Annotated in this window: 10 protein-coding genes; 2 read left to right on the forward strand and 8 right to left on the reverse strand. The window is 67.6% G+C overall.

Annotated elements, in window-relative coordinates; all coding sequences use genetic code 11:
- Positions 1-15 precede the first annotated feature (15 nt).
- From JOF29_RS23620 to JOF29_RS23645, 6 genes are all read right to left on the reverse strand, one after another.
- Positions 16-1,086: an HD domain-containing protein gene (locus JOF29_RS23620; RefSeq protein WP_307863635.1), complete on the reverse strand. Its 1,071-nt coding sequence runs from the start codon at positions 1,084-1,086 to the stop codon at positions 16-18.
- Positions 1,035-1,382, reverse strand: coding sequence for a hypothetical protein (locus tag JOF29_RS23625; RefSeq protein ID WP_209696659.1), 348 nt, complete (start codon positions 1,380-1,382; stop codon positions 1,035-1,037). The genes JOF29_RS23620 and JOF29_RS23625 overlap by 52 nt, the downstream gene beginning before the upstream one ends.
- Positions 1,379-2,380, reverse strand: coding sequence for a hypothetical protein (locus tag JOF29_RS23630; protein ID WP_209696660.1), 1,002 nt, complete (start codon positions 2,378-2,380; stop codon positions 1,379-1,381). Before JOF29_RS23630 ends, JOF29_RS23625 begins: the two co-directional genes overlap by 4 nt.
- Positions 2,381-2,589: 209 nt before the next feature.
- Positions 2,590-5,235, reverse strand: coding sequence for an ATP-binding protein (locus JOF29_RS23635; protein ID WP_307863636.1), 2,646 nt, complete (start codon positions 5,233-5,235; stop codon positions 2,590-2,592).
- Positions 5,232-7,046 (reverse strand): hypothetical protein, encoded by a 1,815-nt coding sequence (locus JOF29_RS23640; protein WP_209696661.1) that lies wholly within the window; start codon positions 7,044-7,046, stop codon positions 5,232-5,234. The genes JOF29_RS23635 and JOF29_RS23640 overlap by 4 nt, the downstream gene beginning before the upstream one ends.
- The gene (locus JOF29_RS23645; protein WP_209696662.1) at positions 7,039-7,653 is read right to left on the reverse strand and encodes a hypothetical protein; all 615 of its coding nucleotides are present in this window, start codon (positions 7,651-7,653) and stop codon (positions 7,039-7,041) included. Before JOF29_RS23645 ends, JOF29_RS23640 begins: the two co-directional genes overlap by 8 nt.
- Positions 7,654-7,983: 330 nt before the next feature.
- Between JOF29_RS23645 and JOF29_RS23650 the strand changes: the two genes are divergently transcribed.
- Entirely contained in the window at positions 7,984-10,923 is a 2,940-nt protein-coding gene (locus JOF29_RS23650) for a GH92 family glycosyl hydrolase (protein ID WP_281067426.1), read from the forward strand.
- A gap of 7 nt (positions 10,924-10,930) precedes the next feature.
- A complete protein-coding gene (locus JOF29_RS44700; RefSeq protein ID WP_281067427.1) occupies positions 10,931-11,929 on the forward strand; it encodes a glycoside hydrolase domain-containing protein in 999 nt (332 codons plus the stop codon).
- A 211-nt stretch (positions 11,930-12,140) separates the two neighbouring features.
- On the opposite strand, the gene JOF29_RS23655 is transcribed toward JOF29_RS44700, so the two are convergent.
- Together JOF29_RS23655 and JOF29_RS23660 are read right to left on the reverse strand one after the other, a co-directional pair.
- Positions 12,141-13,334 (reverse strand): mannosyltransferase family protein, encoded by a 1,194-nt coding sequence (locus JOF29_RS23655; protein WP_307863637.1) that lies wholly within the window; start codon positions 13,332-13,334, stop codon positions 12,141-12,143.
- A 91-nt stretch (positions 13,335-13,425) separates the two neighbouring features.
- Complete coding sequence (locus JOF29_RS23660) at positions 13,426-15,672, reverse strand: transglycosylase domain-containing protein (protein ID WP_209696663.1); 2,247 nt, start codon at positions 15,670-15,672, stop codon at positions 13,426-13,428.
- Between the last annotated feature and the right edge of the window lie 83 nt (positions 15,673-15,755).

Consider the following 15,755-nt stretch of genomic DNA (forward strand, 5'->3'; position numbering starts at 1 on the left):
GCTCCTCACGCGCTGTCACCCAGCGAGTACTTCAAGAGCATGCGCGTACTTCTTCCGCAGACGCTCCTGGGTCTCCGGGTCGAGCCGGCTCCGCCGCGCATGGCTGCTGTTGTGCTCGATATCGGCCCGCTTCACAGGTACTGCCGCCGGGGTGTGGACGAGCCGGTTCAGGTAGTCATCGTGGGACTCGTCGGGCCGGCGGGTGAGCGCATCGACCATCTCCACCACTTCCGGCGGGACGCCCAGATCCGTCAACTGAGTCAGCGTGCAACTCGTGTCCTCGACAGAGTCGTGCAACAGCGCCGCCATCTGCTGATGCTCGTCCGCCCCGTCCCGGCGCGCGATCTCAGCAGCACCACGCACATGCAACACATACGGCTCGCCACTCTTGTCAACCTGCTCCCGATGCACGGCCGCCGCCAGCCTGTCGACGTTCTCGAGGGTGTCGACAGGTCCAGCGAGGTATGAGTACGCCGCCGCCCACCGCGTGAACAGCTCCTCCAACCGAGGATCCACCGTCGCCAACGGAACGAAATGCTCAACAGTCTCGGCGTAGTACGAGCGCTGCTTCACCACCCGCGGATGCGTGTGCAACCGCTGCACGTTGCTGTACCGATCCGACAACTCCAACAACAACACCTCCCGCGGCGCCCCCGCGAGCTTGCCGAGATACGCCGTACGCCCCTCAACCCCGATCGTCACCGCCTCCACAAACCCCGCCGTACGCGCCCCGAACCGCGCCTCCAACTCCCCCACCGTCCCGCCGGTGTCCTCCACCACGTCATGCAACACCCCCGCCCGCAGCAGATCCACATCCGTCACCCCGACCCCACCCACCAACACATCCACCACCTGCAACAAGTGCTCCCAGTAAGCCTCCCCCGCCGGCCGCACCTGCCCCCCATGCCACCCAACCGCCCCCGCAAACGCCACCCCCAACTCCTCAACCACCGCCGGCGAAAGCAAGTTCCTCAACTCAACCGAAGCTGCACCCCACCCGCCCCACCCAGCAAAGACCCGCACGCTGTCCACACTCACCCCTTGGCCGGCACAGCCTCGCCCGGATACAACTCCCGCCACAACCACACCAGAAACTCGTCATCCGTCTTCCAGTCGTCGCCGTCCGCGGCGAGGCTCAAAGCCTCGCTCGGCAGTCCCTCACGATCACCCTTCAACAGGCGCGAGAACTCCGCCTTGAACGTCTGCAGCTCCGTGTCCTCAGGGCGGTCTTCCTGCGCCCGCCGTCTGAGGGCGGAGAAGTTGTCCGGGTCGGCCTCCGAGTGGAGGTGCGTCTGCACGACCGACAGGAACGTCGCGAACGGTGCATCCCGATGCTTCAACCAGTACTCGCCGGAGTAGCTCACGTAGGTCTCCTCGGTCATTCGTCGAACGGACGTGGAAAGAGCGTGTAGATCCCGTAGCTCTGGGTTTCAGGGTTCCGCTTGAAAACGATCTTGATGTCGCCGCCCTCGAACGTCGGAATCCGCTCGACCTCCGGGGACGGGACATCCGAGACATCCGCTCCGGATCGCTTCGCCTCCAGCCACTCCTTACGCGCGACCTTGGCCTCCGGCCAGCCCTTCAGCGTAAAACCCGAACAGACCTCGTGCCCGTTCGGTCCTAGGAGTTCGACGATCGGCACCACGATGTCGCGAGGCTGCATGTTGTTGTCGAAAGGCTGGTCCAGGATCGCCCGTACCTTGGGGTGTTCGGACGCCATGACGTAGATCGCCGCGAGAGCTGTCGCGTCGTTGACCCTGGTCGAGTCTTTCCCGCAGTAGTGCTGCTTCGAGTCATCGAGACCGTCGACGCCCGCCGCTCGCTGATCCGGGTCGGCCTGTGCCGGGTCTTCGTTGAACGCGACCCTGCGGGCCTGCAACTCGTCAGACCCCATCGCACCGTGCCTGATGTGACCGTGGCCTTTCGACTGGTCGATGGACGCGTAGACGCTCTGAACAATCGGTTCGCAGTTCGCCGCCGGGGCAAGCCAGGGTCTCGCCTCCTGACGTGCGGCGATGTAGGCGACCCCGTTCCGCTCGTCCTCGGCGCGGCGATCGCCCACTTCGGGCCGCCGATCGCTTGGCGCCGGCGTATCGGGTTTCGGAGGTCGTGGCATGGCTAGCCTCTCGGGGTCCCAATGATCGAAACGGCTTCTGACCGGTTCACCATCGATCTCGGCATCGAGAGCGAATCGACGGATCTGGCCGCTGTCGTCGCTGGAGGCGGGCTTGTCAGGAGACTCCTCGTCGTTCTGATCAGGACTGTCCGGCTCGTCCGAATCAGGTTGCGGCTCCGGCTCCTCCTGCGGCGAGTCGTTCGGTCGGCTCGGCGGTGCGTCGATTCCCCAGCCGTCCCGGGTGAAGATCGGGTCCCGGCGCATTTGTTCGCGGAGGCTTGCGGGTAGCCGGTCTGTGGCGTCGGCACTCGGCGTGATGGGTGAATCGGAGGTCGACTGCGGTACTTCGGCTTCGGGAGCGGGGTGGCTGTCGGAGACGTGAGCGGTTGGCTCTACAGACGCGGTGGGATCACTGGGTGCGTCTGCGGGCTGGTCCGGTTCGATGGGGTCGGGTTGGCGTCTGGGGCGGTCCATTAGTCGGCCGTTGTTTCCAGGGTGCGGAAGACGTGGCGGTGCCAGCCGCCGGGCACGATCAGGCCGCGGGTCGCGGTGACGAGTTGCAGGTACGGGGCGGTAGACCTGGACAGGGCGGCGGCGGTGCGGAGGAGCGTGCCGTCGCCGAACAGCAGCGTGGGTGAGACCTTGGCGGAGTGGCTCTTCAGGTAGCTGCCGATCTGTTCCTCGATCGTCGAGCCCCAGAGCTTCAGGCCGCGCATCGCCCATTCGGGGGTCGCAGGGTGCGGTGCATCGAAGGGGCCGGTGTACGTGCGCAGCGCATCCGCGACGTCGGCGAAGCGGAAGTCGCCGGCCTGCCACTCGATCTCTGTTGCCGGGCAGGCGAGTCGTCGGTGCCTCACAACGCCGAGGACGACCTGGGCCAGGTGGTCGACGAGGAGCGCCGGGACGACGTCGCGCCCGAGCGCCTCCGAGCGCCCGAGTACGGCGGCTCCGACCGCCTCGGCAATCGCGCACTCCACGACCTGCGAGGGAACGTCGTCGAACGTCCAAGGAGCCGCCGGCACCGGTTTGGGAACAGCCGCAAGATGCGCCACTGTCAGCAGCTCCACCCACAGGACGAACCTCGGGTTCTCCTGCAGGAATCGCGCGGCGTCCGCGATGTCGCGAACCGTGCAGAGACGCCCACCGCAGCTCACTCCACAGGTCGAATTCCGGCGGCCGACGACCGCGACTGTCGGCGGTGAGGCTGCTCGTCGTTCGCGGGCTTCGCCGTGGGGAATGCGGAGTAGGACTGGGCGGTCCATGCCGTCGGTGAAGGCTGTGGCTTGGCCGGGTGGGAGGGAGACTACGGCTCGGGATTGGGGGGCGGTGAGGTTCATGGTGGTGCCGACGGTTTCGCGGTCGTCGGCGGCGGGGAGGCGGTGCAGGATCTTGAGGGCCGAGTTCTTGACCACGTCGGGGATGACCTTGCTGGGGATCTGCTCGGCGATCACGATGCCTTCGCCGTACGCGCGGATTTCGGCGAGCAGGCCGGCGAACAGTTCGACGGCGTGGCCGGCGGTGCCGCCAGAGTCGCCAGTGGTTGCCTTGAGCAACCGGTGGGCCTCTTCGACGACGGTGACGTGGTGCAGGCCGGAGGCCGCGGTGCGGTGTACGCGGAGGTGTTCGATGAGGCGGATGAGGACGACGCCCATGCAGAACGCCTTGTCCTGGTCGTCGCCGACGTCTTCGAGTTCCAGTACGACGTTGCGCCGCAGCAGGTCCGCGACGTCGAGCGGATGGCCGCCGCCGAGGAAGCGGCCGGGGGTGCCGAGGAGTAGCGAGGTCAGCCGGACGTCGACGAAACCGCGTACGTCGGCGGCGAGCTCGGCGCCGTACCCGATGTCGTCGACGACCGCGCGTGCCGTGGTCTGCAGGTCCGCGAGGGTCGGGTACTGCGTGGCGCCGCGGCTGAGCGCGAGATCCCAGCCGTACGACGTGTAGCACCGGGTCAAGGCCTGGCTCAGCACCTGTGGAAAAGGTTCGTGTGCCTCGAAGGCGGCGAGGAACAACGCGCGGACCAGATCGAGGTGTGTCTGCAGCGGGAAGCCGGCTTCGGGTTCGAGGGGGTTGAGACTCAGCGGTACGGCGTCCGGGTCGCCGAGGCGGATCACCGCGACGGAGGAGTCGGCGCCGAGCCGCCCGGCCATCCCGGCGTACTCCGCCTTCGCCGGCTCGATCACCAGCCACGGGACGGAGGCCGCGCTGAGCCCTTCGAGGAGGTGCCGGATCGTCTGCGACTTGCCCGAACCGGTCGCGCCGGCGACGAACGTGTGCCGGTTGAGCGTGTCCCGCGAGACCGTCATCGGCGCGACCGCCCGGCCCGCGGTGTCGATCACGTCGCCGAGCGGGATCCCGTCCGCCGGCGTCTCCGGCGTCAGGTCGAACCGCACCTGCTCGACCGCCCGTACACCAGCAATCTCCCGCACCGGCGGCCGCGCAACCGCCGCCAGCAACTCCCCGGTCGCCTCGAACCCCTCCGAAGCATCGTGGACCATCAGCGTGTACGGCGTCTCGTGGAGGTCGGCGGTGCTCGACAAGGCGTAGGCGACCATCCGGGCGGTGGACTCGTCCCCGGCGCCGACGTGGATGCGCACTGACCACAGGCCGCCCTGGGCCGCGGAGAAGTCGCGGTAGCGCGCGCGATTCCGCTCCAGCTCCAACGCGTCGCGGCCGGAGATCTTCTCGCGGTCCAGCCCGATCGTCATTCGCAGATGCAGATCGTCGAGCAGTTCGCCTCGATCCGCGATCGGCACCGCCTCGACGAGCCACGCGAACGGCGGCAACGTCTCCACCAGATCTTCGAGCAGGCCGGTCGGCTCCACCTCGGCCTCAGGCAGCGCAGTGAGTACGTCGTGTACGCCGTCGACGCTCACCCAGCACGGGAAGTCGACCGCGTCGGCGGCCACCACCCGCGCCCCGACCGGGCACACCTCGGCCCGCACCTCGATCGGCCCGCCCGCGACGGTACGTGTCCAGCAGAACCCGAACGGCCCACCGGCCGCGGCCTGCAAGGTCAGCCCAGGCAGCAGCCCGCGCCGCAAGGCAGTCAGCCGCTGCGCCACCTCCGCATCCGGCCCGCCGACGAGCGGCACCTCGGTGATCCGCAACCGCGGGATCACGAAGCACCCAGCCGGGGATCGCAGTCGCCCAGGCGCGGGCTCGCCGGGTCGAGCGGGTCGACCATCACGAACGCGGTCGGTGACAAGCCCTGCAGCACGGTCGGCTCCATCGCGTACTCGTACGTGCGCTGGTACCCGATCGACGTACTCTCCGTGGTCCCGTCCGACGTCGAGCTCGAGGTCGACTCCGACCACGACGTACCACCGGTGGTCGACGACGAGGACTGCTCGCCACTCGTCTTGGACCCGGACCGGTGCCGTCGGCTGAACAGCAACCCGAACGTCGCCTGCCGACTGTCCGACGTCTGTACGCCGCTCGAGTCGCTCGTCGACGCGCTGTTGCCGCGCGTGGTGCTGTCGGACGTGGAGGTGGACGTGTTGGTCCCGTGCGAGTACGTGAACTGGCTCGCCACCAGCCGGTGCTGCCGCCCGATGAACGTCGCGGCCTGCTCGGCCTCCTTCGCGTTGCCGAGCCGCATGAACAGTACGGCGTCCCCGCCGCCGAGGACCTCCACCGCGCTGTCCCGCAGATGCGCGAACAGCAGCACGAGCCGGAGCCCATTGCGCCGGCAGATGCTGTCGAACCGCTCGAGCTCCGGCCGCGCAAAGGCGTCCGCTCCCGCGATCACGACGATCCGCTCGCCCCGCCCGGACAGCTCGCCGCGCTGAATCCGGACCATCGTGATCTGGAACGTGAGGTGCCTGAGCAACGATGCCGTCAGCTCGGACTCGCGATGCGACAGCTCGAACACCCGCAGCGAGACCTCTTCGCCGTCCCACCCGTCCATCGCCGCGTCGCCGGTAACAGCGGCCAGCCGCTGCACCCCGGCCGCCAGCCGGAACAGCCGCGCCTCGGCCGAACGCCTGGCCGACTCGCTGAGTAGATCGGTAAGCGTCGCGTACTCGGACCGGGTCAACAGACCACGCTGATCCGGCGTCAGCTGCCGCAGCAGTACCTGGAACGCCAGGTGCAGCCTCTTGAACGTGACCGGCGCATCCTGAAGGCACTCGGCCACCTGCTGCACCAGGGTCGCGTCAACACCACGGGACTCGCTCTGCTCAGGCTCTGCCGCACGGAGCGCTTCAGCCACGACCACACCGACCTCGTCAGCGCTCAGCTCAGCCAACGGGTTCACCGAGCGTTCCGGTACGACGGACGCCCGGATCGGCGCACCATGTTCCTCGGCCAGCTGACGCAGCGGCTCGACCACGGTGTCCTGCGTGAGGTCAAGAACGACCAGCCGTCCGCCCGCGCTCATCAGCGACGTACCCATCGCCAGTAGCGCAGCACGCCAGCCCGCAGCGGTACCGCCGTACAGGTCGACCCGCTCCTTCGTCACCGGACCCACCGGAACCCACGGCCGTACTGCGTCGACCGTGAGCGACCTGGTGCGCTCCCGCTCGCTCAGGTCCTGCTGCCAGGCCTGCACGTCCCGCTCGAACCCGGCCATCGTGCTGACGCAGTCCGCCAGCCACAGCTGATGTTCCTTCACGGTTGCCCGCCGCAACAGCTCAGGCCGCCCCCAGCACAGCCACGCGACACCCAACGCCACCAACGCAGGTATCAACGCCAGCAACGGCTGGACCACGACAGCAACCACAGCCGTCGCCACGGCAGCACCAGCCACCACCCACACCAGCACCGGGCGCAGCCGCTCAGCAGTAGCGCGTTTGCTCTCCAGCGCGGCCAGGGCCGTCGGCGGCGGTACTGCGGGAACCGGAGGGTCGTGCTGCTCGACCACCACGACCTCACGCCCGCGGTACTCCCAGCCCCACTGCACGGCTTCACGGGTCGCAACAGCCTCAGCCATGCGTGACACCCCCCAACCGCTCCAGCACCACACCGCGTGCCAACTCTGCGAGCGCCGTCTCCGCCTCCTTGACCGTCGCCGTGGCGCGACTGACCGTGGTGTCCCGTTCCCGGTCGTCTGCTGTCGTGAACCGGCGCCGGCAGCCCGCGCAGTGCGTCGCGGACGTGTCTGACCAGGAACCGCAGTACGAGCAGCGGCGTGCCTGGAGCACGCGCTCGGCTGTGGACAACCGCTGACGCTCCAGGAGCGCCCGCTGCCAGCGGAGCTGCGCCTGGGGCAGGTACTCGACCAGTTGCCGGTCGGTGAAGCTCCTGCCACCACCTGCCAGCACGGCTGCGGTCAGGCGCGCGGCAGCGTCCCGATGCACCGCGGACGGCCTTCCGATCGGGCCGACGGTCACCAGCAGCGGGAACCACCCGAGCGTCTGCACTCGAAGCGCTGCATGACCCTTCGTCCAGCGCAGCGACATGGTGGAGTTCTCGTCCGGATCGGCGACCCAGCCGGCCGGGCGCAGCGCCACCTCGAACAGCGCCCGCTGCGGATCGTCCAGCGAGGCGTGCGGCAGCAGCAGGTGCGTGTACTGCCGGCGCACGAGCTTCACGGCCACGCGATCCTCCCCAGAACGTGCGGTCTCCGCCGGACCGCGCAAGGTAACTGTAGTTACCGGCTGTGCCTGTCGCAGCACGATCGCGTTGCCACTTGTGGAAAACTCACGCGTCAAGGCGGACCGACTGCGACGAGGCCTTGACCGCGAGTGATCGGCGGGAGACGATTCCGGCCGGGCGTGGGCTGACAACCTTGTCATCGGGGCCGCGTACCCACACCGGCGGACGGGGGTTGTCGCGCCGGACGTTCGTGCAGAGGAGCGTGGATGAATCTCCGCCGCCCACTGGGGCTCGTCACGTCGCTCGGACTCGTTGTGACAATGTCAGTTGCCATGACGCCAGCAAATGCCGCATCTCCCTCGGTCTCGGATCAGCCTGTGGTGAGCGGCTCGTCGTACTTCACCTCGTTCGAGCCTGGGCAACCACAGCCCGGCTACACCGACGCCGTCGAGACCGGCCCGGACGGGAAACCGCGCACCGACGGTGTCCGCGGGCCGACGCCGACGGGGGTCGGCGGCAGCGAGATGGACAAGGTCACCAAGGTGACCGCGAGCGGTGAGAACACCGGCGGTGGCGAGATCGCCACCAACGCCGCCGACGGCGACAAGTTCACCAAGTGGCTGGTGTTCGCGCCGACCGGCTGGCTGGTCTACCAGACCTCGGCGCCGGTGGTGATCAAGAAGTACGCGCTGACCTCGGCGAACGACGCCGACGGCCGCGACCCGAAGAACTGGACGGTGTCCGGTTCGAACGACGGCACCACCTGGACCACCCTGGACACCCAGACGAACCAGAATTTCGAGAACCGGTTCCAGACCAAGGAGTACAGCTTCGCCAACGACACGGCGTACACGTACTTCAAGTTCGACGTCACGCTGAACCACGGCGAGAACATCGTCCAGCTCGCCGACTGGTACCTCTCGAACGGCGACCCGCTGCCGCCGCCCGGCCCGGTCGCGGAATCGCGGCTCGACTCCGGCCCGACGAGCGCGTACAACGCCCGCGCCCGCGTCGGCTTCACCGGGGTGAAGTCCTTCCGGTACGCCGGTCACCAGGACGCGACGGGCCGCGGCTTCACGTGGAACAAGATCTCCGACGTCGACCTCAAGGTCGGCAAGGACACCCGGCTGTCGTACAAGATCTTCCCCGAGCACGTCGAGGGCGACCTCAGCTACCCGAGTACGTACGCCGCTCTGGACCTGGCGTTCGACGACGGCACGTACCTGAGCGACCTGAAGGCGAAGGACCATCACGGGTTCGAGCTGAGCCCGCGCGGCCAGGGCGACTCGAAGGCGCTGTACACGAACCAGTGGAACAACGTCGAGGCCGATCTCGGCACGGTTGCCGCCGGCAAGACGATCAAGCGGATCCTGATCGGCTACGACAAGCCGTCCGGGCCGGCCGACTTCCGCGGCTGGGTCGACGACGTCCGGATCGCCGCCGCGATCAACCCGGACCGCGCGGCCCAGAAGACCGCGGCCAAGCACCCGTCGGACCTCGCGCTCACCACCCGCGGTTCGAACGCCACCGGCGGCTTCTCGCGGGGCAACAACTTCCCGGCGACCGCCGTACCGCACGGCTTCAACTTCTGGACCCCGGTCACGAACGCCGGCTCCACGTCCTGGCTGTACGACTACGCCAAGGGCAACAACGAGGCCAACAAGCCGACCATGCAGGCGTTGTCGATCAGCCACGAGCCGAGTCCGTGGATGGGTGACCGGCAGACCTTCCAGGTGATGCCGTCGACGGCCGACACGCCGACCGCGGATCGCAAGGCCCGAGCCTGGTCGTTCAGTCACGACAACGAGATCGCCCGTCCGTACTACTACGGCGTCACGTTCGACAACGGCAACGCGGCCGAGATCGCGCCGACCGACCACGCCGCGATGCTGCGCTTCAGCTTCCCGGCCGGCAAGGCATCGCTGGTCTTCGACAACGTCAGCAACAGCGGCGGCCTGACCCTCGACCCGGCGACCGGTGTGGTCACGGGATACTCCGACATCAGGAGCGGGTTGTCCACAGGCGCCGGCCGGCTGTTCGTGTACGGCGTGGTGGACCAGAAGGTACTTGCCTCCGGCAAGCTGTCCAACGGTGGCGGTGCAAACGTCGGTGGCTACTTCATGTTCGACGCGAAGACCACCCAGGTGCAGCTCCGGATCGCGACCTCGCTGATCGGCACCGAGCAGGCTCGTAAGAACCTCGAGCTGGAGCTCCCGGCGGGCTCGAAGTTCAGCAAGGTCAAGGACGCCGCGCAGGAGGAGTGGGACAAGAAGCTCAGCACGATCGAGGTCGAAGGCGCCACGGCCGACCAGCTGACCTCGCTGTACTCGAACCTCTACCGCCTGTTCCTCTACCCGAACAACGGCTCCGAGAACACCGGCACAGCGGCGAAGCCGGTGATCAGCTACGCGTCGCCGACCTCCCCGAAGGTGGGGACGGACACCCCGACCACGACCGGCTCGAAGATCGTGGCCGGCCAGACGTACGTGAACAACGGCTTCTGGGACACCTACCGCACGGTGTGGCCGGCGTACTCGCTGTTCTCCCAGGACGACGCGGCCGCGCTGGTCAACGGGTTCGTCCAGCAGTACAAGGACGGCGGCTGGATCTCCCGCTGGTCCTCCCCCGGCTACGCGAACCTGATGGTCGGTACGTCGTCCGACGTCGCCTTCGCCGACGCGTACCTCAAGGGGATCAAGGGCATCGACGTCCAGGCGATGTACGACGCCGCCGTCAAGAACGCGTCCGTCGTACCGCCGTCGCAGAACGTAGGCCGCAAGGGCATGGACCTGTCCACGTTCAACGGCTACACCGCCAACACCACGGGTGAAGGCTTCAGCTGGTCGATGGACGGCTACATCAACGACTTCGGGATCGCGAACCTGTCGAAGGCGTTGTACGACAAGGCGAAGAAGAACGACCCGCGCAAGCAGGAGTACCTGGACAACTACAAGTACTTCCTGAACCGGGCCCGCAACTACGTCACGCTGTTCGACCCGGCGGTCGGGTTCTTCCAGGGCAAGGACCCGAGCGGCGTCTGGGGCAACTCGCCCAGCACGTTCGACCCGCGCGACTGGGGTCACGACTACACCGAGACGAACGCGTGGAACATGGCGTTCTCGACACCGCAGGACGGGGCCGGGCTGGCCGCGATCTACGGCGGGCGGGACGGGCTGGCGAAGAAGCTGGACGAGTTCTTCAGCACGCCCGAGGACGCCCTGCACACCGGCGGGTACGGCGGCACGATCCACGAGATGCTCGAGGGCCCGTGACGTCCGGATGGGTCAGTACGGCCACAGCAATCAGCCGTCGCACCACATCACCTACATGTACGACGTGGCCGGGCAGCCGTGGAAAACGCAGGAGAAGGTCCGTGAGGTGCTGTCGCGGCTGTACACCGGCTCCGAGATCGGGCAGGGGTACCCGGGCGACGAGGACAACGGCGAGATGTCGTCGTGGTACCTGTTCAGCTCGCTCGGCTTCTACCCGCTGCAGGTCGGCTCACCGACGTACGCGATCGGCTCGCCGCTGTTCACCAAGGCGACGGTCAAGCTTGCCGGCGGCAAGAAGCTGGTGATCTCGGCGCCGCAGAACAGCTCCAAGAACATCTATGTGAAGAGCGTTCGGGTCAACGGCAAGAACTGGACCTCGACCTCGTTGCCGCACGACCTGATCGCAGGAGGCGGCAAGATCGAGTTCGAGATGACCGACCAGCCGACCAAGTGGGGCACCGGCCGCAACGACGCCCCGCCGTCGATCACCAAGCCGGGCGAGGACCCGACGACCTGGCGGGACTCCACCTCGGACACCGGCGCGGTGATCGGGGCGGGCGGCACCGACGTGTCGGCGCTGATCGACAACGACGCGAAGACGCAGGTCACGCTGACCGGTGCCCAGCCGACCGTCACGGTCGCCCTGCCGCAGGGCCGCCCGGTCGGCATGTACACGCTGACGAGTGGCGCTACAGGTACGGCGCCGTCCGCGTGGACGCTGGAGGGTTCGAACGACGGTACGACGTGGAGCACGGTGGACCGCCGTACGGGTGAGTCCTGGGCGTGGACGTCGTACACGAGGTCCTTCAGCGTCGCCTCACCGAAGGCCTACACGCAGTACCGCCTGGTCTTCGCTCCGGCAGCTGACGGCGTCACCCTCTCCGAGATAGAACTCCTCGGCACCCTCAAGGGCGTCGAGCCCGGCACCCACCCGAGCGACCGACGAGTCGCCGAGACCAAGCCGAGCCCGACCCCGTCCCAGTCCATCGACCGCAACTGGGGCTGACAACCGGCGAGGGCGACGGCTGTTGCCATCGCCCTCGGTACCGGACTACCCGGCGGAGCCTGCCCCTGAGAGGTTCCGCCGGAACTTGATGAGGGGTGGCGGTCCCCGCCCGGACTGCCACCCCTTCATCCCTATCGACGTTCGAGCCCGCCCAGGGGTTGCCTCATCCCAAAACTGTCCACATGCCGGACAATGACAGGAACCAGACTTCTCAGCCGGACCAGCGGCCGGTGAAGAACGCTGCTGCCCAGACAGCGGCCAGTGGTATCGCCAGGCCTAGGTAGAGCCGGCCCAGCCATGGTTTTCGCTTGATCAGGACCGCCAGGCCGATCCACAGCGGCCACATGAGCAGGGTGGCCCGAGTGAGCGAGAAGACCCAGTACGACGTACAGAAGGCGCCCAGTGTCGCGGCGACCCACGCGGACTCGCCCCAGGATCGGCGCCAGAGCAGCCAGACCAGGAGCACCAGGCAGATGAACAGGGCGACCAGCTCCGCCCGGAACATCCAGGTCCAGTCGGTGCGGTCCGCGGGGAACCGGCCCTTGGTCGCGGCCTCCACTGTGTGCTGCAGCGAGGTCCACGGCCAGGTGAACTTGCGGGGCCACCCCTTCTCCTGCGCCTGGTGCCAGGCGAACCAGGATCCGTGGATCTGCTTCAGGTACGCCATGAAGGCCAGCACGGGTACCAGGGGTAGCGCCAACCAGGGCAGCGACAACCAGTCCCGCTTCTTCGAGGTCAGGAACTCGACACCGAGCGCGAAGATCAGGAACAGCCCGGAGACTCGTACGGTCGACGCCAGCGCGACGAAGACGGCCGCGCGGGCCCAACGGCCCTGCCGCGCCGCCAGCCAGGCGGGAAACGCGAACGCGCAGAACAGCGACTCCGTGTACCCGGCCGCGAGGAACACACCGACCGGGGCGCCGTACCAGACCATGGCCGCGTGCGGCCCGAACCCCTTCAGCTCCGGGAACTCGTACTCCGCCAGGCGCGCGAGGTACACGCCCGCGACCGCACTTGCGACGGCCGACACCACGATGCCCGCGGCAACGTAACCGATCCCGGTGTACGCGACGAGGTGCACGAGCAACGGGTAGCCCGGAAAGAACGCCGCCAGCGGCGCACCGGACGGCTCACCGTGGTTGTACCCGTACTGGGCGACCGCGTTCAGATGCCAGACGTCCCACTGCAGCCACGCCCGCCACACGTTCGGATAGTCGGTACCGCGGTTGAAGAGCAGCGGCGCCGACACCGACAGTACAAACAGCGCCAACCGGGACACCAGCCACCACCCGAGCACGTCCCGCCCGAGCGCCGACGGCATCCACCGCTGCCACCAAACCCCTTCCGCCCGGGCCCGCCGGGCCCGCCCCGGCCGAGGCTCGCCGGCAGCCGCGCGCTCAAACACGCCGCCACCACCGCACACCACAGTCCGCCCGAGTCACGCCCCTATCGTCCCCCATCCGGGTTCCAGCCGCCCGGACGACCGACCACGACGACTACTGGCCGCCGGTGCCGGGTTTCTTTGGTGTGTTGCTTGGCTTCGTCGGCCCGCCTGTCGGCAGCGTTGGAATCACCGGGGTGGTCGGCTGCGTCGGCTTGGTATTGGTCGGCGTGTTCGTCGGCTTGTCCGGCGTGCTGGGCGGCGGAGTGCTCGGTGGGGGTGTGCTCGGGGGCGGCGTGTTGGTCGGGGTGTTGGTCGGCGTATTCGTCGGCGTGTTCGGCGGCGGCGTGTACGTCGGGGTGGTCGTGTCCTTGATCTGGTCCGCGTTCGGGTCCTGGAAGGCTTCCTCGGCTACGCCGTTGAGGGCGGGCTTCATGTAGGCCAGCCAGGTCTGCAGGGGCCAGTTCCCACCGAAGAACGCCTTGTCGGAGGAGTACGGGTCGAGGTTGCTCTCACCGGTCTTGCCGGCCCGGTACACCACCGCGGTCGAGAGCTGCGGAGTGTAGCCGGTCCACCACGAGGTCAGGGTCGCGGAACCCGCCATGCAGCCACCGCACGCATTGTCCTTCGTGCGGTCCTCGACTGCGACGCCACCCGCCGTACCGGTCTTGCCGGCCACCGGGCGTCCAAGCGCCTTGGCGCCCGTACCGGTGCCGCCGGTCACGACGTCCTGGAGGACGTAGTTGACCATCCGCGCGATGTCCGGAGTGAACGCCTGCTTCTTGTCCTTGTCGAGGCTCTTGTCGGTGAACAGCACCTTGCCGTCCTGGCCCTTGACCTCGCTGATGACGTGCAGCGGCGCGTACACGCCGTCCGCCGCGAACGTCGCGTAGGCCTCGGCCATGTCGACCGCGGACGCGTACGGGTCCGGGCCGAGCACTGTCGACGGGTTGTGCCGCCCGTCCTCGAGAACCTTCGTCTTCGGGATGCCGGCCGCTTCAGCGGCAGTGACCACCTTGTCCGGCCCGTTGTCCATCTTGTTGTCGACCAGGTCGTAGAACGCGGTGTTGATCGACTGCTCGGTGGCCTTCAGCAACGTGACGTCGCCGTAGTCCCGGTTGAACTCGTTGCCGAGCTTCTGGCCCTGGATCTTGATCGGGCTGTTGCCTTGGAAGATGTCGTAGATGCTCTTGCCGTCCTTCAGCGCCGCGGCCAGCGCGAACGGCTTGAATCCCGACCCCGGCCGGGCCTTCGCCGTCGCCCAGTTGAGCTGACTCTTCACGTAGTCGGGCCCGCCGTACACGGCCAGCAGCCGCCCGGTGCCCGGCTGGACCGTGGCCATCCCGACATGCAGGTTGTCCTTCTTGTCCGGCACCTTGGTCTGAGCCGCGACGATCATGTTCTTCTGCTGGCCGTAGCTGAAGGTGGTCGTGACCTTCAGTCCGCCGCCGCTGATCTGATCGTCGGTGAAGCCCCGTTGCAGCAACTCCCTACGGGCCATGTCCAGCAGGTAGCCCTTCGGACCCTGGTAGCGGCCGCTGGTCTGCTTCGGGGGATTGAGCTGAGGCAGCTTGTTGGCGTACTTCGCCTCCTGGGCCGACGAGATCGTGCCCATCTGCTGCATACCGTCCAGGACGTAGTGGTACCTGTCGACGATCCGCTTCTTCGTCCGCGGATCGGTGTCGGTGACATCGAAGAGCGTGGGGTTGTTCAGCACGGTCGCCAGCAGCGCCGCCTGCTGGACCGTCAGCTTCCGCGGATCCGGCTGGGAGAAGTAGGCCTGGCCGGCGGCGGAGATACCGTAGGCACCCTTACCGAAGTAGATGGTGTTCAGGTAGCCCTCGAGCGTCGCGCTCTTGTCCCGCGTCCGGCCGAGCTTGGTCGCGATGAACAGCTCCTGGAGCTTTCGGGTGAAGGTCCGCTCCTGAGTCAGGTACATGACCTTCACGTACTGCTGAGTGATGGTCGAGCCACCCTGCAGTTGCTGACCACGCGCGATGTTCCAGGCGGCTCGCACCATGCCTTGGGGCGAGATGCCGGGGTTGGTCCAGAACGTCCGGTCCTCGGCCGCGATCACCGCGTCCTGGACGTGCTTCGGGATCTGGGCCAGCGGCACCGAGTGCCGGTTCTGTTCGAAGAAGCTGCCGAGCGGCTGGATCCCGTCGGCGTACGTCACCGTGGTGGTGTTGGTGGCGAATTCCTTGTTCGGGTCCGGGATCTTGGTCGTCTGGTAGATGACGAAGAACGCTGCCACCGCGCCGATGACGCCGACGAACATGAGTGCGGCCAGCCAGCCCAGAACCCGGACCGCCCAGTGTTTCTTGCGCCGGCGCGGCGTGGCCTTTCTACGACCTTCACTCACAGTGCAATCCTCGACGATCTCGCGGAAGTCATTGCCCCACAGACTACGGTGGGTGTGGTAACGGGCCCGAATCCGCTCCGGAT

This window comes from Kribbella aluminosa (assembly GCF_017876295.1).
Lineage (GTDB): Bacteria > Actinomycetota > Actinomycetes > Propionibacteriales > Kribbellaceae > Kribbella > Kribbella aluminosa.